Below are 23,206 nucleotides of genomic sequence, written 5' to 3'. Positions count from 1 at the left end.
CCATGACGGTGATGGAGACCACGGGTACCAGGACCGACAGCTGCGCCGCCCCGCCGCACCCGCATCGGCGGCCGGAAGGCCAGGACAGCTACACGATCAGCGAGGTCGTCGCTTTCACGGGCCTGACGGCCCACACCCTGCGCTGGTACGAGCGGATCGGCCTGATGCCGCACGTCGACCGCTCGCACACCGGTCAGCGCCGGTACAGCAACCGCGACCTGGACTGGCTGGACCTCGTCGGCAAACTCCGGCTCACCGGCATGCCGGTCGCCGACATGGTGCGGTACGCGGAACTGGTGCGCGAGGGCGACCACACGTTCCCCGAGCGCTTCGAACTCCTCGAGTCGACCCGCCGGGACGTCCTGGCCCGGGTCGCCGAACTGCAGGACACGCTCGCCGTGCTCGACCGGAAGATCAGTTTCTACGCGGACGCCGCGCACCTCTATGACAAGGAGAAGGTCGGATGACCGACAGCAGGATCCCGAAGGCCCGACTCGGCGAGGACGGCCCGGAGGTCGGCGTCCAGGGCCTCGGCTGCATGGGGATGAGCTTCGCCTACGGCCCCGCGGACGCCGACGAGTCCCGGGCCACCCTGGAGCGCGCCCTGGAACTCGGCGTCACGTTCTACGACACGGCGGACGCCTACGGCGAGGGGGAGAACGAGAGGTTCCTCGCCCCGTTCTTCAAGGCGCACCGCGACGAGGTCGTGATCGCGACCAAGTTCGCCCTGGCGATCCCGCCGGGCGAGCCGACCCGCCGGGTCATCCGCAACGACGCGCCCTACATCCGCCAGGCCGTCGAGGCGAGCCTCAAGCGTCTGGACGTCGACGTCATCGACCTCTACTACATGCACCGGCGCGATGTGAACGTGCCGATCGAGGACACCGTCGGCGTGATGGCCGAGCTGGTGCGCGAGGGCAAGGTCAAGCAGCTGGGGCTGAGCGAGGTGACGGCCGCCGAGCTGCACGCGGCGCAGGGCGTCCACCCCATCGCCGCCGTGCAGTCGGAGTGGTCGCTGTTCAGCCGGGACATCGAGGCGCAGGTGGTGCCGGCGGCCCGTGAGCTGGGCGTGACGCTGGTCCCGTACTCCCCGCTCGGCCGGGGCTTCCTCACCGGCTCCTTCGCGAACGCCGACACGGACCTCACCGCCGACGACTTCCGCCGTCACCAGCCCCGCTTCACCGGGGAGAACGCGGCCGCCAACGCGGCGCTCCTGGAGCCGATCCGGGCGCTGGCCGAGGCGCACGCCGTGACGCCGGCGCAGATCGCCCTGGCCTGGGTCCAGCAGCAGTCCCAGGTGCACGGCCTGCCGGTGATCCCGATACCGGGGACGCGCAAGCCCGGGCGGGTGGCCGAGAACACCGCGGCCGTCTCGATCGTCCTGAGCGAAGAGGAGCTGGGGCTGCTGGAGCCGATCGCGGCGAAGGTGTCCGGCGACAGGTACGCGGACATGAGGTTCACCTCCGCCGGACGCGAGTGATCACAGCTGTGACAGCAGTTCCGCCTTCTTCACGGAGAACTCCTCGTCGGTGACCAGCCCGGCCCGGTGCAGTTCCCCGAGGTGGCGGATGCGTTCGGCGATGTCGGCGGGATCCCGGCGCGGCGGGGCGGCGGGCACGGCGGCCACCGGCCGTTGTGCCCGCACCCGCGCCAGCACCGCCGCGGCGAACGGCAGGGACTCGTGCACGGGGCCGTACCCCAGCCCGAACACCACCGTCGCGGGGTCCTGATCGGCCTGCGCGGGCCGGCCGTCGCCGTCCCTGGGCAACAGCCGCAGGTGTCCCTCGAAGACCTCGGGCGACCGCCACTCGATCCCGCTCAGCTCGGACACGGCGAAGCTCTGGTCGCCGGCTTTCCACTTCGCCGACGACGCGCCCGTCCAGAACCACCGGAAGCGCACCGTCCGCCCGTCGAAGGACGCCTTGCCGTCGTACGCCTTGAACGACAGCGGCACCTCGGGCGCGTCCACCAGGAACCGCTCCGCCGGGCCGGGCTCGGACTCGGTCAGCTTCTCCCGCAGCTCGTCGGCGTAGTACTCGGCGAGTGTCTCCTGCTCGGCGGGCAGCACCAGCCGGTACGGGTCGCACGCCTCCTTGAGCTGTCCCGCGGCCGCCTCCATCAGCGGATCGGCTCCCGGTCGTGGCTCCGCGTGCAGCACGACCGTCCCGCGCCGGCCGGGGGCCAGCGTCACCCGGGCGATCGCCGACAGCGGGATCCGGCGCTCGCCCAGCGCCGACAGCAGCTTGGGCGTGCGCAGCCCCCGTTCGTATCGGATGAGGACGGAGTCGGACTCGAACTCCCAGGCGGCATGAAATCCGGCCAGTACGTCACCCATGCGGCTCATCGTATGCGGGACACCCATTCTTCGTCCCCTCCCCGCGCGTGCCGCAATTCATGCGTCTCTACGCGCGTCCGGCCTCTGTCGTGTCGGACAAACCCACCGTGCACGCGTCATCGTCGTGGGCGCACTCCACCGAGCGGTACGAGCCAGTGCCGATGTCGGCGAGGTTGCGCAGGCTGTCCGTACCCGGTTCGAAGTAGCCGCCGTGGCCCTTCGCCTCCCGTGCGGACAGCACGCGCGCCCCGAACGCGTCGGCCATCGGGTCCTGGCCGTGCCCGAGGCCGCCGACCTCCAGGTGCGGCACGTCCTGGATCCAGTCGTCGGCGTCGCGCATCGCCCACACCCGGGCCTCGGTGCCCAGCTGCTCCGCGTTCTCCACCCGCATCCCGGGGCTGCCCGCCACCGCTATGTCGGTCACCCGGTCCGGCATGTCGTCCGCGGCGACTCCGCAGACCACCGAGCCGTAGCTGTGGCAGAACATCGACACGGGCGTCCGGCCGGGCAGCGCGCTCAGCAGGGCGTTCAGCCGGACGGCGCCGCTCTCGGCGCGCATCGCGGTGGCCGAGTCGATGCCCAGGCCGTCGGGGGAGGTGTAGTCGGCCCAGGCGATCACGGCCGTGCGCGTCGACGGGCTCGCCTCGCGCTCGGCCGAGTAGAGGGCCTGGGCCATGCCGACGGGCGCCGAGTACTTCCGGTTGGTGCGCTGGAAGGTGAGCAGATCGGTGTCGACGCCGGGGACGACGACGGAGATCCGCTCGGCCTCGTCGAGGTTGCCGAACACCTCGGCGACCCGGCCGGAGCCCCCCGGGTCGAAGGCGAGGATCTGCCGGTCGGCGGTGCTCAGATCCTCGTAGCGGTGCATGCGGCGGCCGGCCAACTGCTGCCCGGAGGGCGTGAGTCGGCTGTCGTGCATACGTTTGCGCTCGATCCCCACCTGCTGGAGCAGCGCCACGCGGTTGGCGCGGTAGCGCAGTTCGGCGGGGGCGCCGTTCATGTTGCCCACCGCGAGCGCGTAGTCGTGTGCGAGCGCGGTGCGCTGCGGGGCGGTCAGCGAGGCGAAGAAGCGGGTGAGCCGGGAGGGGGCGGAGTCGGTGTCCGGCAGCGGTCGGCCGCCGATCCGAGCGTGCTCCCACGCCGTGCGCGAGGTCTGCAGGGCGCTGGTTCCCCGCTCGTGGTGCATGGCGGTCCAGCCCGTGGTCGCCAGCATCACGAACACCACCGCCAGGGCGGCCAGTGCGCGCCAGACGCTGAGTTGGGGGGTCGTGTCGAAGGAAGTCACTGAAAGGACACACTAGGAGAACGAGAGGGTCTCGGGTGAGCCAAGTGACGGGTATCACGTTTCGTGAGGCGTGGGATTGGTCATAACGCCCTTTAGGCCTCGCGCCAGTTTCCCAGCAGAGCGGGCCCGATCCCGTCGAGATACCGGGCCGTCAGCGTGCGCATCTCCGCCACGCCGAAGCTCTCGCCCGTGGACCACCGGCGCTCCACCACCCGCATCACGCCGCTGAACACGGCCACCACCAGCTGCGGCCGCGGATCGGCGTCCACGTCGAGCCCCTCGCGGTCGGCGATCACCCGGGCGAGCCCCTCCTCGATCTCCGCCGAGCGCCGCAGATGCGCGGCGAGCAGCACCGGCGTCGACTCGATCACCCGGTACATGCGCAGATGCAGCTCCACGGGCACGATCGACTCGACGATCTCGTTGATCGAGTCCCAGCTGTCCAGGACGGCCTGGCGCAGCGCCTCCAGCGGCGCCTCGTGCGGCGGGCGGGCGCGCACCGCCTCGACGAACCGCGCCACCGACATCTCCACCAGCGCGAGCGCGGCCTCGTCCTTGCCCGCGAAGTAGCGGAAGAAGGTGCGCTGCGAGACGTCGACGGCCTCGGCGATCTCGTCGACGGTCGTCCGCTCGTACCCCTGTGACGTGAAGAGCTCCAAGGCGGCCCGCAGCAGCGCGTCCCGGGTGCGCTGCTTCTTCCGTTCGCGCAGTGTTTCCATGGGTGTCAGTTACTGACTTGTGAACTTGTTTGTCAAATGTCAGCGGCTGTCACTAGCCTCGAACGCATGACTAGTCAGACCACCATCGACACGACCGGCCCGGGGGACAAGGCACCGCCGGACCCGTCGGACGGGCCGCCCGCCAAGGGGCTGCGCGGCCACCCGTGGTTCACCCTCATCACCGTCGCCGTCGGCGTCATGATGGTGGCCCTGGACGGCACCATCGTGGCCATCGCCAACCCGGCCATCCAGCAGGACCTGGGCGCCACCTTCGCCGAGGTCCAGTGGATCACCAACGGTTACTTCCTCGCCCTCGCGGTCTCCCTGATCACCGCGGGCAAGCTCGGTGACCGCTTCGGCCACCGCCAGACGTTCCTGATAGGCGTCGTCGGCTTCGCCGCCGCCTCCGGCGCGATCGGGCTCTCCGACAGCATCGCGCTGGTCGTCGTCTTCCGCGTCCTGCAGGGCCTCTTCGGCGCCCTGCTGATGCCCGCCGCGCTCGGTCTGCTGCGCGCGACCTTCCCGGCCGAGAAGCTCAACATGGCCATCGGCCTGTGGGGCATGGTCATCGGCGCCTCGACCGCCGCCGGCCCGATCCTCGGCGGTGTCCTCGTCGAGCACGTCAACTGGCAGTCGGTGTTCTTCATCAACGTGCCGGTCGGCGCGATCGCCCTGGTCCTGGGCCTGCTCATCCTGCTCGACCACCGGGCCGCCCTCGGGCGGAGCCCGGAAAATGGATACAGCGCCCCGCGCTCCTTCGACGTCCTCGGCATCGCCCTTCTCTCGGGCGCGATGTTCTGCCTGGTCTGGGCCCTGATCAAGGCCCCGACCTGGGGCTGGGGCGACGGGCGGACCTGGGCCTTCATGCTCGGCTGCGCCGTGCTCTTCGCGGCCTTCGGCTTCTGGGAGACGAAGGTCAAGGAGCCGCTGATCCCGCTGGCGCTGTTCCGCTCGATCCCGCTGTCGGCGGGCGTGGTCCTCATGGTCCTGATGGCGATCGCCTTCCTGGGCGGCCTGTTCTTCGTGACGTTCTACCTCCAGAACGTGCACGGGATGAGCCCGATCGACGCGGGCCTGCACCTGCTTCCGCTGACCGGCATGATGATCGTCGGCTCCCCGCTCGCGGGCGCGCTGATCACCAAGCTGGGCCCGCGCATCCCGCTGGCCGGCGGCATGGCCGCCACCGCCGTCGCCATGTACGGCATGTCCACGCTGGAGACGGACACCGGCAGCGCTGTCATGTCCATCTGGTTCGCCCTGCTGGGCCTGGGCCTCGCACCGGTCATGGTCGGCGCCACGGAGGTTATCGTCGGCAACGCCCCCATGGAGCTGTCGGGCGTGGCGGGCGGTCTTCAGCAGGCGGCCATGCAGATCGGCGGCAGCCTCGGCACGGCCGTGCTGGGCGGTGTGATGGCAGCCAAGGTCGACAGCGACCTGGCCGCCAACTGGAAGGGCGCCGGCCTGCCCGAGCTCACCCCCGCCCAACTGGAGCAGGCCTCCGAGGCGGTCCAGGTCGGCGCGGCGCCGGTCGCGCCGGGCACTCCCGCGGAGACGGCCGCGAAGATCACGGACGTCGCCCACGACACGTTCATCTCCGGTATGAGCGCCGCGTCCCTGGTCGCGGCCGTGGTGGCGGTGGTGGCCGTCTTCATCGCGCTGCTCACCAAGCGCGGGGAGAACGCCGAGGCGGGCGCGGGCCTCGGCCACGTCTGAGGCCCGCCGAAAGAACCCGCCGAAAGAACCCGCCGAAAGAAGAGGACACGGGAGCGGGGACACCGGGGGGAGAGAGAGACACCGGGGGAACCTGACGGGATTTCAATGAATTTCCCCTATCAGGGTGACAACGCTAAAGGTTCCTCGCTTCCGGCACGCGCCACAGGTCACAGTTAGTCAGGCCCTCCGTACGGCATCTCCGTCGCGGAGGGCGGCCAGGGCTGCGGCGCGCTGCCGGAGGGGGACAGCGCGCCGACCGCCCGGCAATCGTGGGGCACGGACCGCTCCTGGAGCGCCGTCACCTCCGTCCGCAGGGCCCGCACCTCCTCCGTCAGCGCCAGGATCGCCGCCGTCTGGGCGCGCTCCTCGACGTCGTCCTTCTCGAACCGCTCGATGAACCACGCCGCGATGTTCGCGGTCACGACACCCAGCAGCGCGATCCCGGAGAGCATCAGTCCGACGGCGATGATGCGCCCGAGGCCGGTGGTCGGCGAGTGGTCCCCGTACCCCACCGTCGTCATCGTCGTGAACGACCACCACAGGGCGTCACCCAGCGTGCGGATGTTCCCGTCCGGCGACTCCCGCTCCACCGACAGCACGGCGAGCGAGCCGAACATCAGCAGGCCGATCACCGCGCCCACGACATACGTCGTCATCCGGATCTGCGAGGCCATCCGCGCCCGCCGCCCGACCAGCAGCAGCGTCGAGACCAGCCGCAGCAGCTTGAGCGGCTGCACCATCGGCAGGACCACCGCGCACAGATCCAGCCAGTGCGTACGGACGAACTGCCGGCGGTCGGCCGTGAGCGCCAGCCGGACCAGGTAGTCCGCGGCGAACGCCCCCCACACCAGCCACTCGACCCTGGTGCACGCGGCGGTCAGCGCGCGGTCGGCCGAGGTGTCCACGATCGGTATGGCGTATGCCACGGCGAACACCACGGCGAGCGCCAGCAGCGGCCGCTGCGTCCGCCGTTCCCACCGGGCCTGTGCCGTTCTTTCGTGCATGTCCGCATCGTAAAGAACGAGTAAGGGCGGCGGAGCCAGAAGCCCCACCGCCCTCACCTCATGGCCGCGCTCGCAGCGTCAGGCATCGCCTCCGGCGGCCCCCGGGTCGGCCGCCGACGCGTCGAGGAGCTGGTACCGGTCGATGGCCTGCTTCAGCAGCGAACGGTCGACCTTCCCCTCCTTCGCCAGCTCGGTCAGCACGCCCACGACCACCGACTGGGCGTCGATGTGGAAGAAGCGGCGCGCCGCCCCACGGGTGTCCGCGAAGCCGAAACCGTCCGCGCCCAGCGACTGGAACGTGCCCGGCACCCAGCGCGCGATCTGGTCCGGCACCGACCGCATCCAGTCCGAGACGGCCACGAACGGCCCCTCGGCCCCGGAGAGCTTGCGCGTCACCCACGGCACGCGCTGCTCCTCCTCCGGGTGCAGCAGGTTGTGCCGCTCGACCTCGACGGCCTCGCGCCGCAGCTCGTTCCAGGAGGTCGCCGACCAGACGTCGGCCTTGACGTCCCACTCCTCGGCGAGGATCTTCTGCGCCTCCAGCGCCCAGGGGACGGCCACGCCGGACGCGATGATCTGCGCCGGGATCGACCCCGCGACGCCCTCGCTGAAGCGGTGGACGCCCTTGAGAATGCCCTCCACGTCCACGTTCGCGGGCTCGGCCGGGTGCTGGATGGGCTCGTTGTAGACGGTGAGGTAGTAGAAGACGTCCTCGCCGTGCGGGTGCTCGGCGGAACTGCCGTACATCCTGCGGAGCCCGTCCTGCACGATGTACGCGATCTCGAAGCCGAACGCCGGGTCGTAGGCGACACAGCCCGGGTTCGTGGAGGCGAGCAGCTGCGAGTGGCCGTCCGCGTGCTGGAGCCCCTCACCGGTCAGCGTCGTACGGCCGGCGGTCGCGCCCAGCACGAAACCGCGCGCCAGCTGGTCGGACATCTGCCAGAACTGGTCGCCGGTGCGCTGGAAACCGAACATCGAGTAGAAGACATAGACCGGGATCAGCGGCTGGCCGTGCGTGGCGTACGCGGAGCCCGCCGCGATCAGGGACGCCGTGCAGCCCGCCTCCGAGATGCCGTCGTGCAGCATCTGGCCGGTCGGCGACTCCTTGTAGGCCAGCAGCAGATCACGGTCGACCGCCTCGTACTGCTGACCGAGCGGGTTGTAGATCTTCGCACTCGGGAAGAAGGAGTCCATGCCGAACGTGCGGTACTCGTCCGGCGCGATCAGCACGAACCGCCTGCCGATCTCCTTGTCCCGCATGAGGTCCTTCAGGAGCCGCACAAAGGCCATGGTCGTCGCGATGGACTGCTGGCCCGAGCCCTTCTTCACGGACGCGTACGTCTTGTCGTCCGGCAGCGCGAGCGGCTGGGAGCGCACGACCCGCGTCGGGACGTAACCGCCGAGGCCCTTGCGGCGGTCGTGCATGTACTGGAGCTCTTCCGAGTTCCGGCCGGGGTGGTAGTACGGCGGCGCGCCGGACTCCAGCTCCTTGTCGGAGATCGGCAGGTGCAGCCGGTCGCGGAAGCCCTTGAGGTCGGCGACCGTCAGCTTCTTCATCTGGTGCGTGGCGTTGCGGCCCTCGAAGTTCGGGCCCAGCGTCCAGCCCTTGACCGTCTTGGCGAGGATGACCGTCGGCTGGCCGGTGTGCTCCACGGCCGCCTTGAACGCCGCGTAGATCTTCTTGTGGTCGTGACCGCCGCGGCCCAGGTGCAGGATCTGGTCGTCGGTCATGCCCTCGATCATGGCGCGCAGCCGCTGGTCGTCGCCGAAGAAGTGATCGCGGATGTACGCGCCGGACTCGGTGGCGTAGGTCTGGAACTGGCCGTCAGGGGTCGTGTTCATCCGGTTGACGAGGATGCCGTCGCGGTCCTGCGCGAGCAGCGGGTCCCACGACCGGTCCCAGATCAGCTTGATCACGTTCCAGCCGGCGCCCCGGAAGACCGACTCCAGCTCCTGGATGACCTTGCCGTTGCCGCGCACCGGCCCGTCGAGCCGCTGCAGGTTGCAGTTGACGACGAAGGTCAGGTTGTCCAGGCCCTCACGGGCGGCGATGGTCAGCTGGCCGAGCGACTCCGGCTCGTCCATCTCGCCGTCCCCGAGGAACGCCCACACATGCGACTTCGAGGTGTCGGCGATCTCGCGCGCGTGCATGTAGCGGTTCATCCGCGCCTGGTAGATCGCGCCGATCGGGCCGAGGCCCATCGACACGGTCGGGAACTCCCAGAAGTCCGGCATCAGGCGCGGGTGCGGGTACGAGGACAGCCCGTAGGGCGCCTTCGACTTCTCCTGGCGGAACGCGTCCAGGTTCTGCTCGCTGAGCCGGTCCAGCAGGAACGCGCGCGCGTAGATGCCCGGGGAGGCGTGGCCCTGGAAGAAGACCTGGTCGCCGCCGTCGCCCTCGTCCTTGCCGCGGAAGAAGTGGTTGAAGCCGACGTCGTAGAGCGACGCGGACGACGCGAAGGTGGCGATGTGCCCGCCCACGCCGATGCCCGGGCGCTGGGCCCTGGACACCATCACGGCGGCGTTCCAGCGGGTCGCGTTGAGGATCCGGCGCTCGATCTCCTCGTTGCCCGGGAAGAACGGCTCGGCCCTGGTGGGGATGGTGTTGACGTAGTCCGTGCTGCGCATCTCGGGCACGGCCACGCGCTTCTCGCGGGCTCGCTCGATCAGCCGCAGCATCAGATAGCGGGCCCGCTCCCGGCCGCGCTCGTCGATCGCGGCGTCGAGGGAGTCGAGCCACTCCTGGGTTTCCTCGGGATCGAAGTCAGGAACCTGACTCGGAAGGCCGCCAATGATGATCGGGTTGCGATCGGATCCGGAAGCCACGCTGTTCCTTACCTGTCAGAGGGCTGTGTGGGGCTGTTTTTCTCGCTGGGTATCTCACTGGTATTTCGTTGCTTCTTCAGTACCTGCACCGCCCCCATCGTGTACCGCGAGGCCGCAAACGTCATCTCTACCCCTAGGTAACCGGCACCCGTTCGAATCTCGTACCCTTGGATGGTTCTCAAATACGCAAACAGGGCAGATAGGTGTGGTGTACGTCACGATCTGCCCGAATCGCGCGACTGGAGTTGCGTCGACACAGCCAGGATCGTCACCGTTTCGGCGGTCCGAACCGCCGGGTACTTGCGCGATCCGTCCCGCCCGTGTGGACTACGGCCAATGCTTCGCGCACGCGCGTGGCTGAGCTATTCCCCAAAACATGATCAGGAGGCAACCCGTGAGCGCGACCGCGGACCACGCGGAGGAGCGGACCAGCCCTGCCGTCAGGCTGGGTTTCCAGCCCGAGCAGGTGGTCCAGGAGATCGGCTACGACGACGACGTCGACCAGGAGCTCCGCGAGTCCATTGAGGAAGTCATCGGCAGCGATCTGGTGGACGAGGACTACGACGACGTCGCCGACGCCGTGGTCCTTTGGTTCCGCGACGATGACGGAGACCTGACGGATGCGCTGGTGGACGCCACCACGTACATCGAAGAAGGCGGGTCGATCCTCCTCCTGACGCCGAAGACCGGCCGTACGGGATACGTGGAGCCGAGCGACATCTCCGAAGCCGCGACGACTGCGGGTCTGTCGGCCAGCAAGAGCGTCAGCGTCGGCAAGGACTGGAGCGGCAGTCGGCTGGTGACGCCCAAGGCCGCGAAGTCCAAGAAGTGACGTCCCAGAGGTGACGTCCGAGAAGTGATGTGACGCCGAAGGGCCGGGTCCTTGTGCCCGGCCCTTCAGCGCCCCTTCGGCGACCGCTGCGTAGGGTGTTCTCACCCAGACAGCCCCCAGAAGGGACAATCAGGCGATGGCGATCCAGGTCGGCGACAAGGCCCCCGACTTCGAGCTCAAGGACAACCACGGCGCCGCCGTGAAGCTCTCCGACTTCCGGGGCAGCAAGAACGTCGTCCTGCTCTTCTATCCGTTCGCCTTCACCGGCGTGTGCACCGGCGAACTGTGCGAGGTCCGCGACAACCTGCCGCAGTTCGCCGACCGCGACACCCAGGTGCTCGCGGTCTCCAACGACTCCATCCACACCCTGCGCGTCTTCGCCGAGCAGGAGGGCCTGGAGTACCCGCTGCTCAGCGACTTCTGGCCGCACGGCGAGGTCAGCCGCGCCTACGGCGTCTTCGCCGAGGACAAGGGCTGCGCGGTGCGCGGCACCTTCGTCATCGACAAGGAGGGCGTCGTGCGCTGGACGGTCGTCAACGCGCTGCCGGACGCGCGCGACCTCGCCGAGTACGTGAAGGCGATCGACACCCTGTGATTCTTCGGCTCCAAGGCCTGCATACAGCGGGAACCCGTCACTAGGATCGACTCGTTGATCCGATATCCAACGCACGACGGGGCTCCCTGCCCCAGGACACCAATGGAGGACTCGTGGGAGTCAGCCTCAGCAAGGGCGGCAACGTATCGCTGACGAAGGAGGCCCCGGGCCTGACCGCGGTCATCGTCGGTCTGGGATGGGACGTCCGCACCACGACCGGCACGGACTTCGACCTGGACGCCAGCGCGCTGCTGGTGAACAACGCCGGCAAGGTCGCCAGTGACGCCAACTTCGTCTTCTTCAACAACCTCAAGAGCCCCGACGGCTCGGTGGAGCACACCGGTGACAACACCACCGGTGAGGGCGAGGGCGACGACGAGGCGATCAAGGTCAACCTCGCCACGGTCCCGGCCGACGTCGACAAGATCGTCTTCCCGGTGTCGATCTACGACGCCGAGAACCGGCAGCAGTCCTTCGGGCAGGTCCGCAACGCGTTCATCCGCGTCGTGAACCAGGCCGGCGGCGCCGAGATCGCGCGCTACGACCTCAGCGAGGACGCGTCGACGGAGACCGCGATGGTCTTCGGCGAGCTCTACCGGCACGGCGCGGAGTGGAAGTTCCGCGCCATCGGTCAGGGCTACGCGTCGGGCCTGCGCGGTATCGCGCAGGACTTCGGCGTCAACGTCTGAGTCGCCCGAAGAATCTGAAGTCACCAGTTCGTCCGGCGTCGCACCGTTTACGGTCGGCGCCGGACGTGCAGGACAACCGAAGAAGCAGTACCTAGGGGAGGACCAGCAATCATGGGCGTCACGCTCGCCAAGGGAGGCAATGTCTCCCTGTCCAAGGCCGCGCCGAACCTCACTCAGGTGATGGTCGGACTCGGCTGGGACGCGCGCTCCACCACCGGAGCCGACTTCGACCTGGACGCCAGCGCACTGCTGTGCACCAGCGGGCGCGTGATGGGGGACGAGTGGTTCGTCTTCTACAACCAGCTCCACAGTCCGGACGGCTCGGTGGAGCACACCGGCGACAACCTCACCGGTGAGGGCGACGGGGACGACGAGTCGCTGTTGGTGGACCTCTCCAAGGTGCCGCCGCAGTGCGACAAGATCGTCTTCCCGGTCTCCATCCACATGGCCGACGAGCGCGGCCAGACCTTCGGGCAGGTCTCCAACGCGTTCATCCGCGTCGTGAACCAGGCCGACGGCCAGGAGCTCGCCCGCTACGACCTCAGCGAGGACGCGAGCACCGAGACCGCGATGATCTTCGGCGAGCTCTACCGCTACCAGACCGAGTGGAAGTTCCGGGCGGTCGGACAGGGGTACGCGTCCGGACTGCGGGGCATCGCACTCGATTTCGGGGTGAACGTGTCCTGAGCGACGGCCCGTTCAGGGGTTCGAGGAGGCGGCCTCCGGATCTGGCTCGAAGCCGGTGACCTGCGGCTCTTTGGCCAGAACCAACCCAGGTGTTTCGCCCGTTGAGTTCGCATCTAGACTTCGTGGTCAAGGATGAGTAAAGCCGAGTACGGCGCGGGGGAGACCCGTACATACACGATTGGGTAGCCAGTGCTTCTGAAAACCTTCGGCTGGTCGTTCGCGGTCACCGCGCTCGGCCTGGTCGCAGCGGTCTTCTACGGGGGGTGGGAGGGCTTCGGCATCGTGGCGATCCTCTCCATCCTCGAGATCTCGCTGTCGTTCGACAACGCGGTGGTCAACGCCGGAATCCTGAAGAAGATGAATGCCTTCTGGCAGAAGATCTTCCTCACCGTCGGTGTCCTCATCGCCGTCTTCGGCATGCGGCTGGTCTTCCCCGTCGTCATCGTGGCCGTCACCGCCAAGATGGGGCCGATCGAGGCCGTCGACCTCGCGCTCAACAACAAGGACCAGTACCAGGAACTCGTCACCGACGCCCACCCGGCGATCGCCGCCTTCGGTGGCATGTTCCTGCTGATGATCTTCCTGGACTTCATCTTCGAGGAGCGCGACATCCAGTGGCTGCGCTGGATCGAGCGGCCGCTGTCCAAGCTCGGCAAGGTCGACATGCTGTCGGTCTGCATCGCCCTGGTCGTTCTGCTGATCTCCTCCTTCACCTTCGCTGCCAACGCCCACCAGCACGCCGGCGGTCACGCCGACAAGGCGGAGACGGTGCTGATCGCCGGTATCGCCGGTCTGATCACGTACATGATCGTCGGCGGTCTCTCCGGCTACTTCGAGGACAAACTCGAGGAAGACGAGGAACGCGAGCACGAGGAGGAGGAAGAGGCCGTGCGCAGCGGCAAGCAGCGCTCGCCGGTCGTCCTGGCCGGTCAGGCCGCCTTCTTCATGTTCCTCTACCTCGAGGTCCTCGACGCGTCCTTCTCCTTCGACGGCGTGATCGGCGCGTTCGCCATCACCAACGACATCGTGCTCATGGCCCTGGGCCTCGGCATCGGCGCGATGTACGTGCGTTCGCTGACCGTGTACCTGGTCCGCCAGGGCACCCTCGACGACTACGTCTACCTCGAGCACGGCGCCCACTACGCGATCGGCGCCCTGGCCGTGCTGCTGCTGGTCACGATCCAGTACCAGATCCACGAGGTCATCACCGGTCTCGTCGGCGTCCTCCTGATCGCCTGGTCCTTCTGGTCCTCCGTGCGCCGCAACAAGGCGCTGGCAGCGGCAGAGGGAAAAGCCGAGGGCTCGGACGACAAGACTGAGGTCTCGTCCGGGGTGTGATCACCTTCTGAGTGAGGAACGCTCTTGTGCGGGGCGGCCGGTGAGGAAACTGTCCTCCACGGCCGCCCCGCCGGTCTTCTCGGCGGACGTTCGTGGATGTGGATGTGGGGGGCGGGAAATGGGCTTCTTCGACGGGCTCCTGGGCAGCCGGGCGGCCGACTTCGACTCGGGCAACGCGGCGACCAACGCGATCGAGTTGACCAAACGGCACCATCAGGTCTCCCTGACCAAGCAGGGCGCCGCGACCGGCAACCTGCGGGTCAACCTGACCTGGCGGATGCGGACGTCCGACATCGGCGGGCCGCAGCGGGAGAGCCTGCTGCGGCACCCCTTCAAGGCGCTGCGGCCTCCGGAGGTCATCGGACACAGCCAGAGCATGGTGAACGTCGACCTCGACCTCGGGTGCCTGTACGAGCTGGCCGACGGCACCAAGGGCGTCGTGCAGCCGCTGGGCGGGCTCCTGGGGGACGTGAACGGGCCGCCGTACGTGAAGCTGAGCGGGGACGACCGGTTCGGGTCGGCCTCCGGCGAGACGATGTACGTCAACCTCGACCATCGGGAAGAGATCAAGCGGCTGCTCGTCTTCGTCTACATCTACGACGCGACGCCGGCGTTCGACCGGACCCACGCGATCGTCACGCTGTACCCGAGCAACGGACCGCGGATCGAGATAGGCCTCGACGAGCGGCATCCGCAGGCCCGGTCCTGTGCTGTGGTGATGATCGAGAACGTCAAGGGCGAGCTCATGGTGCGGCGCGAGGTGCGGTTCGTCTACGGGTTCCAGGCGGAGCTGGACCGGCTGTACGGCTGGGGGCTCACCTGGGGGCGGGGCTACAAGGCCAAGGCGGGGAAATGACCTCGCCCACCGGGACCTCGCCCACCGGGACCTCGCCTACCGGCCGATGAACTGGGGCCCCTGCGGCGGCAGGCGGAAGGAGCCGTCCGGGTAGCCGTAGCCGTAGGTGGGGAGGTTGGCCGGGTAGCCGTAGGCCGGCTGTTGCTGGGGGACGGCCGAGGTCGGCTGCTCGGGGGGCAGGGGCTGGGAGAGGCTCGGGGTCTGGGGCGTCTCCGGGGCGGCTGCCTCCTCCGACTCGTCCACCGAGATGCCGAAGTCGGTGGCCAGGCCCTTGAGGCCGTTGGAGTAGCCCTCGCCCAGCGCGCGGAACTTCCAGCCCTCGCCACGCCGGTACAGCTCGCCACAGATCAGGGCCGTCTCCTCGCCCGTCTCGGGACGGATGTCGAAGGTGGCCAGCGGCTCGCCCTCGGTCGTCGCGTCGTACAGCAGGATGGTGAGGGAACGTACGCGGTCGAACGTGACGCCGTCCGCCGAAGCGACGAGCAGAATCTGTCCGACGCCGGGCTCGACACCGGAGAGATCTGTCTGGATGGTGTCGGTAAGGCCCTCGGCGACCCGCTTCTTGCCGAGCCGCCACACCTTCCCGGAAGGGTGCCGGGGCTGGTTGTAGAAGACGAAGTCCTCGTCGGAGCGCACACGACCGTCGAGGCCGAGGAGCAGCGCCGAGGCGTCGACGTCCGGGACCCCCTGCCCGGGGGTCCAGCGCAGCACGGCGCGCACCGTGGTGGCTTTCAGCGGGACGTTCGACCCCTTCAGCATCGCGTGCGTCATGCGGTCATCCTGCCTTCTCGGTCCTGCTCACGACAACGCGGGGTGTACGGCAACTCTCACGGGTGAGTTACCTGAAGTTCATGCCCGGTGGGAACCTCTGACATGGATCCCTACGTACTATTACCGGCCACCTCTTGCCGAATCCACCGACTTACCTTGCACCACGGGGGAGATTTATGCGTCATTTCGGGCACCTCGCCCCTGAGGTGCGCCAGCGCCTCTTCTACCGGGAGCCGTGCGTCTTCGACACGGACTCTCCGGCCAGGCTGCTCTCCGCGGCCCTGGGCGCCACTCTGTACAGCCCGGCCACCCGGCCCCGGCTGGCGGACGACGTCGTCAAGCAGACCGGGCGCGGCGTGGTGTCGATGGTGCTGTGCCTGGAGGATTCCATCGGCGACGAGGACGTGGCGGCCGGCGAGGAGAACCTCGTCCGGCAGTTCGCCGACCTGGCGGGCCGCACCGACGTCGAGAGGCCGCTGCTCTTCATCCGGGTGCGCACGCCCGAGCAGATCCCCGACCTGGTGCAGCGGCTCGGCGACACCGCACAGCTGCTGAGCGGGTTCGTGTTCCCGAAGTTCACCGAGGCGCGCGGCATCCCCTTCCTGGAGGCCCTGGCGGGCGCCGAGGCGGCGAGCGGACGCCGGCTGTTCGGCATGCCCGTGCTGGAGACGCCCGAGCTGATGTACCGCGAGTCCCGGGTGGACGCCCTGGAGGGCATCGCCCGCGCCGTCGACAAGTACCGCAGCCGGGTCCTCGCGCTGCGCCTTGGCGTGACCGACTTCTGCTCCTCGTACGGGCTGCGCAGAGCGCCCGACATGACCGCTTACGACGTCCAGATCGTCGCCTCCGTGATCGCCGACGTGGTGAACATGCTGGGGCGGGCCGACGGCACCGGGTTCACGGTGACCGGGCCGGTGTGGGAGTACTTCCGGGTCCCCGAGCGCATGTTCAAGCCGATGCTGCGGCACAGCCCCTTCCTGGAGGGACAGGCCGTGGAGCTGCGCGAGAGACTGATAGAGCACGCGATGGACGGGCTGCTGCGCGAGATCTCCCTCGATCACGCCAACGGCCTGCTCGGCAAGACCTGCATCCATCCCTCGCACGTGCCGGCCGTGCACGCGCTGTCCGTCGTCAGTCACGAGGAGTACAGCGACGCGGCGGACATCCTGCGGCCGGAACGCGGCGGCGGGGGCGTGCTGCGGTCGCAGTACACGAACAAGATGAACGAGGTGAAGCCGCACCGCGCCTGGGCCGAGCGCACCATGCTCCGCGCGGAGGTCTTCGGCGTCGCGCACGAGGACGTCAGCTTCGTCGACCTGCTCGCCGCCGCCATACCCGGCTGATCACCACCTCACTACCTAGGGACGCATGAACAACGCAGTGAACAACGGGGCAGCGGACGACGGGGCCGACGGCATCTGGTCCGGGACCTGGGTCGCCGAGCGGCTCGGTGTCGAACTCCTGGGCGACGGCACCCTGACGGACCTGCTGGGGCTGGCCCTGCGCCGCAACCCCAAGCGGGCGCATCTGCTGGTCTCCAACGTGCTGGGCAAGCACGTCCCGCAGTCCCCGTCGGTGGTGCACGGCCATGGGTTCGCCCTCGGCCGCCGGGTGCGCGAGCTGCTCGGGGCCGAGGAGGCGGCCGGGGCGGTCGTCCTGGGCTATGCGGAGACCGCGACCGGCCTCGGTCACTGCGTCGCCGACGGCCTCGGCACCGCGCCCTATCTGCACTCCACGCGCCGCCCGGTCCCCGGCATCGCCCCGGCGGGCGGCTTTGAGGAGTCCCACTCCCACGCCACCTCCCACCTCCTCCTCCCGGAGGACCCGGCCCTGCTGATCGGCGACGGCCCGCTGGTCCTGGTCGACGACGAGTTCTCGACCGGGAACACGGTGCTGAACACGATCCGTGCCCTGCACGAGCGGTATCCGCGCCGGCGGTATGTCGTGGTGGCGTTGGTCGACATGCGGTCGGCGGCGGACGCGGGGCGTCTGGACGCGTTCGCCCGCGAGATCGCTGCCCGCGTGGACCTGGTCACCACCGCCTCCGGCACGGTGCGCCTACCGGCGGGCGTGCTGGAGAAGGGGCAGGAACTGGTTGCGCGATACGAGTCTTCTGCGGGTGCGTCGGGGCCGGTCGCGCAGTTCCCCGCGCCCCTTCAGGGCGCTGCCGGGCCGGCGTTGGAGCGTGGCCAGGGAGTTGAAGCCGACGTCCAGCCCAACCCCCCAGGGGCGCGGGGAACTGCGCGACAGGCCCCCACCGGCCCGCACCCGGACGACAACCGCAACCTCACCCGCGTCGACCTGGCCTGGCCGCGCGGGCTGCCGGACGGCGGTCGGCACGGCTTCACACCCCACCATCGAATACGACTGGACGCGGCCCTCCCAGCCATGGCCGCCCGCCTCGCCGAAGCCCTCCCGGAGGGCTCGCGCCGCGTGCACATCCTCGGCTTCGAGGAGCTGATGTACGCCCCCCTCAGACTCGCCCGCGAGCTGGAACAGGTCACGGACGCCGAGATCCGCTACTCGACCACCACCCGCTCACCCGTCCTCGCGGTCGACGACCCCGGCTACGCGATACGCAGCCGAATCGTTTTCCCCGCTCATGACGACCCGGCCGACGGCCCCGGCGAGCGCTATGCCTATAACGTCGCAGGCGGCGGCTTCGACGCCGTCGTCGCCGTGGTCGACTCGGTGGCCGACACCGCCGCGCTGCACGCCCCCGACGGCCTCCTGGCCCAGCTCGCCGCGCACACCCCGCACGTGATCCTCGCGGTCGTGCCCTCGTACGTCCCCGAGCCGCTGTACGTACCCGAAAGGCCCGCCATGCTGCCCGAGCCCCTTCGCGGCCCCGCCTTCTCCTCGTACCCGCCCGAAGAGGTCGGCTGGCTGCTCCAGGACCTCTCGGACGTGACGCTGGAGGCGCCGACCGAGGAGCGGGAGGAGGCCATCCAGAGCGGCGGCGCGCACTACGCCGAGTCGCTGCCCGTGGAGTACCAGCCCAGCGAGCAGTACCAGGAACTGTTCCACGCGGCCCTGGAGACCTCCGCGGCCCGCATCGCGCAGGCGACCGGCGTCGTCACGGAGGCCGTGCTCGCCGAGCGGTCGCCGCGCCCCGTCCTCGTCTCGCTGGCCCGCGCCGGCACCCCGGTCGGTGTGCTGATGCGGCGCTGGGCGCAGTTCCGGCACGGGCTCGACCTGCCGCACTACGCCGTGTCGATCGTGCGCGGCCGGGGCATCGACGCCAACGCGCTGCGCTGGCTGGCGGCCCATCACGACCCGCGGGACGTCGTCTTCGTCGACGGCTGGACCGGCAAGGGCGCCATCACCCGTGAGCTGGCCGCGGCGATCGAGGAGTTCGAGGCGGGCGGCGGCGCGGCCGGCTTCGACGCGGAGATCGCGGTGCTGGCCGACCCGGGCTCGTGCGTGCGGACGTACGGCACCCGGGAGGACTTCCTCATCCCGTCCGCGTGCCTCAACTCGACCGTCTCCGGGCTGATCTCGCGGACCGTGCTGCGCGCGGACCTGGTCGGGCCGAACGACTTCCACGGCGCGAAGTTCTACCGCGAGCTCGCCGGCGCGGATGTCTCGGTGGCCTTCCTGGACGCCGTGGCCGCCCGCTTCCCGGAGGTCTCGGACGCCGTCGACGGCGCGGTGAAGGAGCTGCTCGCCAGTGACCGCACCCCGAGCTGGGAGGGCTGGCGCGCGGTCGAGCGGATCAGCGAGGAGTACGGCATCCACGATGTGAACCTGGTCAAGCCGGGCGTCGGCGAGACCACCCGGGTGCTGCTGCGCCGGGTGCCGTGGAAGATCCTGGCGCGGGCCGGCGCGGGCGCCGACCTGGACCATGTGCGGCTGCTCGCCGGACAGCGAGGGGTGCCCGTCGAGGAGGTCGACGATCTGCCGTACACCTGCGTGGGGCTGATCCACCCGCAGTACACCCGGGGCGCGACCGGCGCCGACGGCAAGGCGGTGGCGGTCTGATGCCGGTGCTGGTGGCGAGCGATCTCGACCGTACGCTCATCTACTCGGCGGCCGCTCTGGCGCTGACCATGCCCGACGCCCGCGCGCCGCGGCTGCTGTGCGTGGAGGTGCACGAGGCGAAGCCCCTGTCGTTCATGACGGAGACCTCGGCGCAGCTGCTGACCGACCTCGGCGACGCGGCGGTCTTCGTGCCGACGACGACCCGGACGCGCAAGCAGTACCAGCGCATCAACCTCCCCGGCCCGGCGCCGAAGTACGCGATCTGCGCCAACGGCGGCCATCTGCTGGTCGACGGGGTCACCGACGAGGACTGGCACGGGAGCGTCCTAGCGCGGCTGGCCGACGAGTGCGCGCCGCTCGGCGAGGTGCAGGAGTACCTGACGCAGACGGCGGATCCGCTGTGGCTGCGCAAGCAGCGGATCGCCGAGGACCTGTTCGTCTATCTCGTCGTGGAGCGTGAGCTGTTGCCCGAGGAGTGGGTGAAGGAGCTCGCGGCCTGGGCGGAGAACCGCGGCTGGACGGTGTCCCTCCAGGGCCGCAAGATCTACTTCGTGCCGAAGCCGCTGACCAAGAGCTCGGCCGTGCGCGAGGTGGCCCGCCGCACCGGCGCCGAACTGACGCTGGCGGCGGGCGACTCGCTGCTCGACGCCGATCTGCTGCTGGCCGCGGACCGCGGCTGGCGCCCGGGGCACGGCGAGCTCGCCGACACGGCCTGGACGGCCCCGGAGATCACCGCCCTGCCCGAGCGGGGCGTGCTGGCCGGCGAGCGCATCCTGCGGGAGTTCCTGAAGGGCACCCGCGGACAATAACCCTCAGGAGCTCAGGAGCAGCAGCCTCCGCCGCAGCAACCGCCTCCGCCGCCCCCGCCGCCCGAATTGGCCGCGGGGGCGGACTTCGTTCCTCCCACGGCGACCGTTGACAGAAGTTTGACCGTGTCTGCATGGCCCGCCGGGCAGTCGGCGGGGTCCGCGGACTGGGCCATCGGGCGGCTCAGTTCGAAGGTGTCGCCGCAGGTCCGGCAGCGGTACTCGTAGCGTGGCATGGGGTCAGAGTAAGCCCCTATGGTCGGACATGGTGTCAGCAGTTTCACCTCTGTTCACTTCTGTCGTTTTCTTATGTGGAGAATTCGCGAAGGGCGCTGGTAATTTGAGAGCGCCGCGTTGAACCCCAAGGTCGGGAGGGTTCAAACTTTGCGGCCGCGTCAACGGCAACCATGTCAGGCCCTCGTAAGTCTGTACGTCTGCCCGCGAGCAATACGAAGTGCGGAGGGAGACGCGTCGTGACCCAGGCGGGGCAGGGGGAGGAGCCCCAGGAGCCGGATGCCACCATGCAGTTGAAGGTCCCTGCCTCTTTCCAGGCGGACGAGACCATGCAGCTGCGAATGTCCGACATTCCTAAAGTGTCGGACATATCCGAGGGTGACGACGGAAAGAAAGCGCGTTCTTCGAAAAACCCGCGCAAAGCTCCCACTCCTTCACTATTTGCCCGAATATCCGCGGCTCTGGGTCCTCGGCTCGCGCCGCTCATGGCCGTCCTCGCCCCGTACGTTGCTCGTGTCAAGCCCTACGTCCGCAAGCTGCGCCCGCAGTACCCGCGCCCCGGCCGTATCGGCTGGCGGCGCTGGATACCCTCCTGGCGGCAGTGCCTCGGCGGCTTCCTCGCCTCCGTAGGCCTGAGCGGCATGATGCTGGTCGTCGCCTACGCGGCCACCGACGTCCCGGACAACCTCAACTCGTACGCCACCCAGCAGGACAACGTGTTCTTCTGGGCCGACGGGACGCCGATGGCCCGCACCGGCTGGGTGCAGCGGCAGGCGATGCCGCTGAAGGACATCCCCGAGGACGTCCGCTGGGCGGTGCTCGCCGCCGAGAACGCGAGCTTCTACAGCGACCCCGGCATCTCCTTCAAGGGCATCAGCCGCGCCCTGTTCCGCACCATCGGCCAGGGCGACACCCAGGGCGGCTCCACGATCACGCAGCAGTACGTCAAGAACGTCTACCTGAACCAGAACCAGACGGTCAGCCGCAAGTTCACCGAGGCGATGATCTCCCTCAAGCTCGACAACCAGATGAGCAAGGACGACATCCTCGAGGGCTACCTCAACACCAGCTGGTTCGGCCGCGGCACCTACGGCATCCAGCGCGCCGCCCAGGCCTACTACGGCAAGGACGTCAGCCGGCTCAACGCCAGCGAGGCCGCGTTCCTCGCCTCCCTCCTCAAGGGCGCGGGCCTCTACGACCCCACCCTGAGCTCCGCCAACCGCGCCCGGGCCGTCGAACGCTGGACATGGACCCTGGACCGGATGGTCGAGATCGGCAAGCTGTCCAAGGCCGAGCGCGCGAAGTACAAGACGTTCCCCGAGCCGCTCAAGTCCAACCCGCTGTACGACACCGGTGAGCAGAGCGACTACCTGGTGGAACTCGCCACCCAGTACGCCAAGAAGGCCGGGAACATCTCCGACAAGGACTTCGACCTCGGCGGCTACCAGATCTACACGACCTTCGACAAGAAGCGCGAGACACAGCTCACCGACGCCGTCGCCAAGGCCCGCAAGCAGGCCCAGAAGGACGACCCGAAGATCGCCGCGGCCGCGCACTACGGCGCCTCCTCGGTGGCCGCCGACGGGCGGATCCTCGCCGTCTACGGCGGCCCCGACCACCGTACGCAGGGCTACAACGAGTCCAACGCCACGACCGTCTCGGCCGGTTCGGCCTTCCAGCCGTTCGTCTACGCGGCCGGCCTGGAACACGGCATCCACAAGAGCCGCGACGGGGACACCACCGACGTCACCGGCGAGTCGCTCTACGACGGCGCCAACGACGCGCTGCTGACCACCCCAGAGGGTTTCTACTGGGACCGCAACGGCAAGAGGTTCGCCACCGAGAACGACGGAGAGCGGTCCTACGGTCAGATCTCCCTGCACCGGGCGCTGGAACTGTCGGTGAACGCGCCGTTCACCCAGCTCGGCATGGACACCGGCCTGGACCTGGTGCGCTCCACCGCCGAGAAGTCCGGGCTGCTGCCCTCCAGCTTCGGGGCGCAGGTCCCCGCGCTGTCCACGGGCAGCGCCACGCCCAGTGCGATCCGCATGGCCAGCGGCTACTCCACCTTCGCCGCGGGCGGCAAGCACACCGAGCCGTACTCGGTGCGCATGATCACCAGGAACGGCACCAAGGTCGCCCTCGACGCCCCGGACTCGACCCGCGCGTTCGGCGCCGACGTGGCCGAGGAGGTCAACTCCGCGCTCGCCGACTCCTTCAGCACCGCCCACCCGGACGATGTGCCCGCCTCGCAGTCGCAGGCCGACCGGTCCGGCTCGCTCGGCCAGGTGACCGGGAAGAAGGGCACCACCCAGAACGACACCGCCGCCTGGTACGTCGGCTCGGCCAAGGCCGTGTCCACGGCGGTCGTCGTCTACCGCATCGACCTCTCCAAGAGCCTCGAACCGCTTCCACTGAAGGGCATCGCCGGCACGACCGAAGACAGCGTTCCCTACGGCATCTGGTCAGGTGCCATGAGCCCGCTCGGCTGACCATCGAGCAGGGCACCCCTGTCCCCGATTTCCGGAGAATGAT

20 protein-coding genes are annotated in these 23,206 nt (G+C 69.2%); 13 read left to right on the top strand and 7 right to left on the bottom strand.

The genetic code is table 11. The features are described 5' to 3' along the window. Positions 1 to 2: 2 nt before the first annotated feature. Both ABZ725_RS30225 and ABZ725_RS30220 read left to right on the top strand, forming a co-directional pair. The gene (locus ABZ725_RS30225; RefSeq protein WP_351909117.1) at positions 3 to 467 is read left to right on the top strand and encodes a MerR family transcriptional regulator; all 465 of its coding nucleotides are present in this window, start codon (positions 3 to 5) and stop codon (positions 465 to 467) included. After that, on the top strand, positions 464 to 1,480 hold the full coding sequence (locus tag ABZ725_RS30220) for an aldo/keto reductase (RefSeq protein ID WP_358805686.1): 1,017 nt from the start codon (positions 464 to 466) through the stop codon (positions 1,478 to 1,480). The genes ABZ725_RS30225 and ABZ725_RS30220 overlap by 4 nt, the downstream gene beginning before the upstream one ends. Here ABZ725_RS30220 and ABZ725_RS30215 read toward each other — a convergent pair whose 3' ends face one another. From ABZ725_RS30215 to ABZ725_RS30205, 3 genes are all read right to left on the bottom strand, one after another. After that, positions 1,481 to 2,344: a DUF4429 domain-containing protein gene (locus ABZ725_RS30215; protein ID WP_358805685.1), complete on the bottom strand. Its 864-nt coding sequence runs from the start codon at positions 2,342 to 2,344 to the stop codon at positions 1,481 to 1,483. It lies immediately after the preceding gene. 58 nt (positions 2,345 to 2,402) lie between these two features. After that, positions 2,403 to 3,620, bottom strand: a complete 1,218-nt coding sequence (locus ABZ725_RS30210; RefSeq protein ID WP_358805684.1) for an alpha/beta hydrolase — start codon at positions 3,618 to 3,620, stop codon at positions 2,403 to 2,405. 92 nt (positions 3,621 to 3,712) lie between these two features. Further along, positions 3,713 to 4,339 carry a TetR family transcriptional regulator gene (locus tag ABZ725_RS30205; RefSeq protein WP_358805683.1) on the bottom strand — a complete coding sequence of 209 codons (627 nt, stop codon included), beginning with the start codon at positions 4,337 to 4,339 and terminating at the stop codon, positions 3,713 to 3,715. A 66-nt stretch (positions 4,340 to 4,405) separates the two neighbouring features. On the opposite strand from ABZ725_RS30205, the gene ABZ725_RS30200 reads away from it, so the two are divergent. Then, the gene (locus ABZ725_RS30200) at positions 4,406 to 6,052 is read left to right on the top strand and encodes an MFS transporter (RefSeq protein ID WP_358805682.1); all 1,647 of its coding nucleotides are present in this window, start codon (positions 4,406 to 4,408) and stop codon (positions 6,050 to 6,052) included. A 173-nt stretch (positions 6,053 to 6,225) separates the two neighbouring features. Here the strand turns inward: ABZ725_RS30200 and ABZ725_RS30195 are convergent, their stop codons facing one another. Then, the gene (locus tag ABZ725_RS30195) at positions 6,226 to 7,056 is read right to left on the bottom strand and encodes a potassium channel family protein (protein ID WP_358805681.1); all 831 of its coding nucleotides are present in this window, start codon (positions 7,054 to 7,056) and stop codon (positions 6,226 to 6,228) included. A 78-nt stretch (positions 7,057 to 7,134) separates the two neighbouring features. Continuing rightward, on the bottom strand, positions 7,135 to 9,882 hold the full coding sequence (aceE, locus tag ABZ725_RS30190; protein ID WP_358805680.1) for a pyruvate dehydrogenase (acetyl-transferring), homodimeric type: 2,748 nt from the start codon (positions 9,880 to 9,882) through the stop codon (positions 7,135 to 7,137). A gap of 394 nt (positions 9,883 to 10,276) precedes the next feature. Between aceE and ABZ725_RS30185 the strand changes: the two genes are divergently transcribed. The 6 genes from ABZ725_RS30185 to ABZ725_RS30160 all read left to right on the top strand — a co-directional run bounded on the left by ABZ725_RS30185 (position 10,277) and on the right by ABZ725_RS30160 (position 14,879). After that, the gene (locus tag ABZ725_RS30185) at positions 10,277 to 10,714 is read left to right on the top strand and encodes a DUF3052 domain-containing protein (protein ID WP_057583034.1); all 438 of its coding nucleotides are present in this window, start codon (positions 10,277 to 10,279) and stop codon (positions 10,712 to 10,714) included. 136 nt (positions 10,715 to 10,850) lie between these two features. Then, on the top strand, positions 10,851 to 11,309 hold the full coding sequence (locus ABZ725_RS30180; protein WP_351909131.1) for a peroxiredoxin: 459 nt from the start codon (positions 10,851 to 10,853) through the stop codon (positions 11,307 to 11,309). 113 nt (positions 11,310 to 11,422) lie between these two features. Beyond that, positions 11,423 to 11,998 carry a TerD family protein gene (locus ABZ725_RS30175; protein ID WP_057583419.1) on the top strand — a complete coding sequence of 192 codons (576 nt, stop codon included), beginning with the start codon at positions 11,423 to 11,425 and terminating at the stop codon, positions 11,996 to 11,998. Between the two features lie 111 nt (positions 11,999 to 12,109). Beyond that, positions 12,110 to 12,685, top strand: coding sequence for a TerD family protein (locus tag ABZ725_RS30170; protein ID WP_358805679.1), 576 nt, complete (start codon positions 12,110 to 12,112; stop codon positions 12,683 to 12,685). A gap of 189 nt (positions 12,686 to 12,874) precedes the next feature. Next, on the top strand, positions 12,875 to 14,023 hold the full coding sequence (locus tag ABZ725_RS30165) for a DUF475 domain-containing protein (RefSeq protein ID WP_351909135.1): 1,149 nt from the start codon (positions 12,875 to 12,877) through the stop codon (positions 14,021 to 14,023). Positions 14,024 to 14,141: 118 nt separating this feature from the next. After that, positions 14,142 to 14,879 (top strand): Tellurium resistance, encoded by a 738-nt coding sequence (locus ABZ725_RS30160; protein WP_351909137.1) that lies wholly within the window; start codon positions 14,142 to 14,144, stop codon positions 14,877 to 14,879. Between the two features lie 36 nt (positions 14,880 to 14,915). Here the strand turns inward: ABZ725_RS30160 and ABZ725_RS30155 are convergent, their stop codons facing one another. After that, complete coding sequence (locus tag ABZ725_RS30155) at positions 14,916 to 15,650, bottom strand: TerD family protein (protein ID WP_358805678.1); 735 nt, start codon at positions 15,648 to 15,650, stop codon at positions 14,916 to 14,918. 176 nt (positions 15,651 to 15,826) lie between these two features. Here ABZ725_RS30155 and ABZ725_RS30150 point away from each other — a divergent pair, with 176 nt between their 5' ends. From ABZ725_RS30150 to ABZ725_RS30140, 3 genes are read left to right on the top strand one after another with little or no spacing between them, the layout of a single operon-like run. Then, entirely contained in the window at positions 15,827 to 16,993 is a 1,167-nt protein-coding gene (locus ABZ725_RS30150) for an HpcH/HpaI aldolase/citrate lyase family protein (protein ID WP_351909141.1), read from the top strand. Between the two features lie 25 nt (positions 16,994 to 17,018). Beyond that, positions 17,019 to 19,631: a phosphoribosyltransferase gene (locus ABZ725_RS30145; RefSeq protein ID WP_358805677.1), complete on the top strand. Its 2,613-nt coding sequence runs from the start codon at positions 17,019 to 17,021 to the stop codon at positions 19,629 to 19,631. Next, complete coding sequence (locus ABZ725_RS30140) at positions 19,631 to 20,440, top strand: HAD family hydrolase (protein WP_358805676.1); 810 nt, start codon at positions 19,631 to 19,633, stop codon at positions 20,438 to 20,440. Before ABZ725_RS30145 ends, ABZ725_RS30140 begins: the two co-directional genes overlap by 1 nt. 11 nt (positions 20,441 to 20,451) lie before the next feature. Here the strand turns inward: ABZ725_RS30140 and ABZ725_RS30135 are convergent, their stop codons facing one another. After that, entirely contained in the window at positions 20,452 to 20,673 is a 222-nt protein-coding gene (locus ABZ725_RS30135; RefSeq protein WP_351911312.1) for a zinc ribbon domain-containing protein, read from the bottom strand. A gap of 285 nt (positions 20,674 to 20,958) precedes the next feature. Between ABZ725_RS30135 and ABZ725_RS30130 the strand changes: the two genes are divergently transcribed. Next, complete coding sequence (locus ABZ725_RS30130; RefSeq protein WP_358805903.1) at positions 20,959 to 23,163, top strand: transglycosylase domain-containing protein; 2,205 nt, start codon at positions 20,959 to 20,961, stop codon at positions 23,161 to 23,163. Positions 23,164 to 23,206: the final 43 nt, after the last annotated feature.

This window comes from Streptomyces sp. NPDC006872 (assembly GCF_040635845.1).
GTDB lineage: Bacteria > Actinomycetota > Actinomycetes > Streptomycetales > Streptomycetaceae > Streptomyces.
The sequence above is the reverse complement of the archived record's forward strand: the minus strand, read 5'-3'. Positions and strand labels throughout refer to the sequence as shown.

Excerpts from the sequence above, each read along its gene's own strand:
- ABZ725_RS30145 (WP_358805677.1), top strand. The coding sequence starts at position 17,019 with ATGAACAACGCAGTGAACAACGGGGCAGCGGACGACGGGGCCGACGGC.
- ABZ725_RS30160 (WP_351909137.1), top strand. The coding sequence starts at position 14,142 with ATGGGCTTCTTCGACGGGCTCCTGGGCAGCCGGGCGGCCGACTTCGAC.
- ABZ725_RS30140 (WP_358805676.1), top strand. The coding sequence starts at position 19,631 with ATGCCGGTGCTGGTGGCGAGCGATCTCGACCGTACGCTCATCTACTCG.
- ABZ725_RS30205 (WP_358805683.1), bottom strand. The coding sequence starts at position 4,339 with ATGGAAACACTGCGCGAACGGAAGAAGCAGCGCACCCGGGACGCGCTG.
- ABZ725_RS30150 (WP_351909141.1), top strand. The coding sequence starts at position 15,827 with ATGCGTCATTTCGGGCACCTCGCCCCTGAGGTGCGCCAGCGCCTCTTC.
- ABZ725_RS30215 (WP_358805685.1), bottom strand. The coding sequence starts at position 2,344 with ATGAGCCGCATGGGTGACGTACTGGCCGGATTTCATGCCGCCTGGGAG.
- ABZ725_RS30200 (WP_358805682.1), top strand. The coding sequence starts at position 4,406 with ATGACTAGTCAGACCACCATCGACACGACCGGCCCGGGGGACAAGGCA.
- ABZ725_RS30225 (WP_351909117.1), top strand. The coding sequence starts at position 3 with ATGACGGTGATGGAGACCACGGGTACCAGGACCGACAGCTGCGCCGCC.
- ABZ725_RS30155 (WP_358805678.1), bottom strand. The coding sequence starts at position 15,650 with ATGACGCACGCGATGCTGAAGGGGTCGAACGTCCCGCTGAAAGCCACC.
- ABZ725_RS30135 (WP_351911312.1), bottom strand. The coding sequence starts at position 20,673 with ATGCCACGCTACGAGTACCGCTGCCGGACCTGCGGCGACACCTTCGAA.
- ABZ725_RS30130 (WP_358805903.1), top strand. The coding sequence starts at position 20,959 with ATGCAGTTGAAGGTCCCTGCCTCTTTCCAGGCGGACGAGACCATGCAG.
- ABZ725_RS30170 (WP_358805679.1), top strand. The coding sequence starts at position 12,110 with ATGGGCGTCACGCTCGCCAAGGGAGGCAATGTCTCCCTGTCCAAGGCC.
- ABZ725_RS30220 (WP_358805686.1), top strand. The coding sequence starts at position 464 with ATGACCGACAGCAGGATCCCGAAGGCCCGACTCGGCGAGGACGGCCCG.
- ABZ725_RS30195 (WP_358805681.1), bottom strand. The coding sequence starts at position 7,056 with ATGCACGAAAGAACGGCACAGGCCCGGTGGGAACGGCGGACGCAGCGG.
- ABZ725_RS30180 (WP_351909131.1), top strand. The coding sequence starts at position 10,851 with ATGGCGATCCAGGTCGGCGACAAGGCCCCCGACTTCGAGCTCAAGGAC.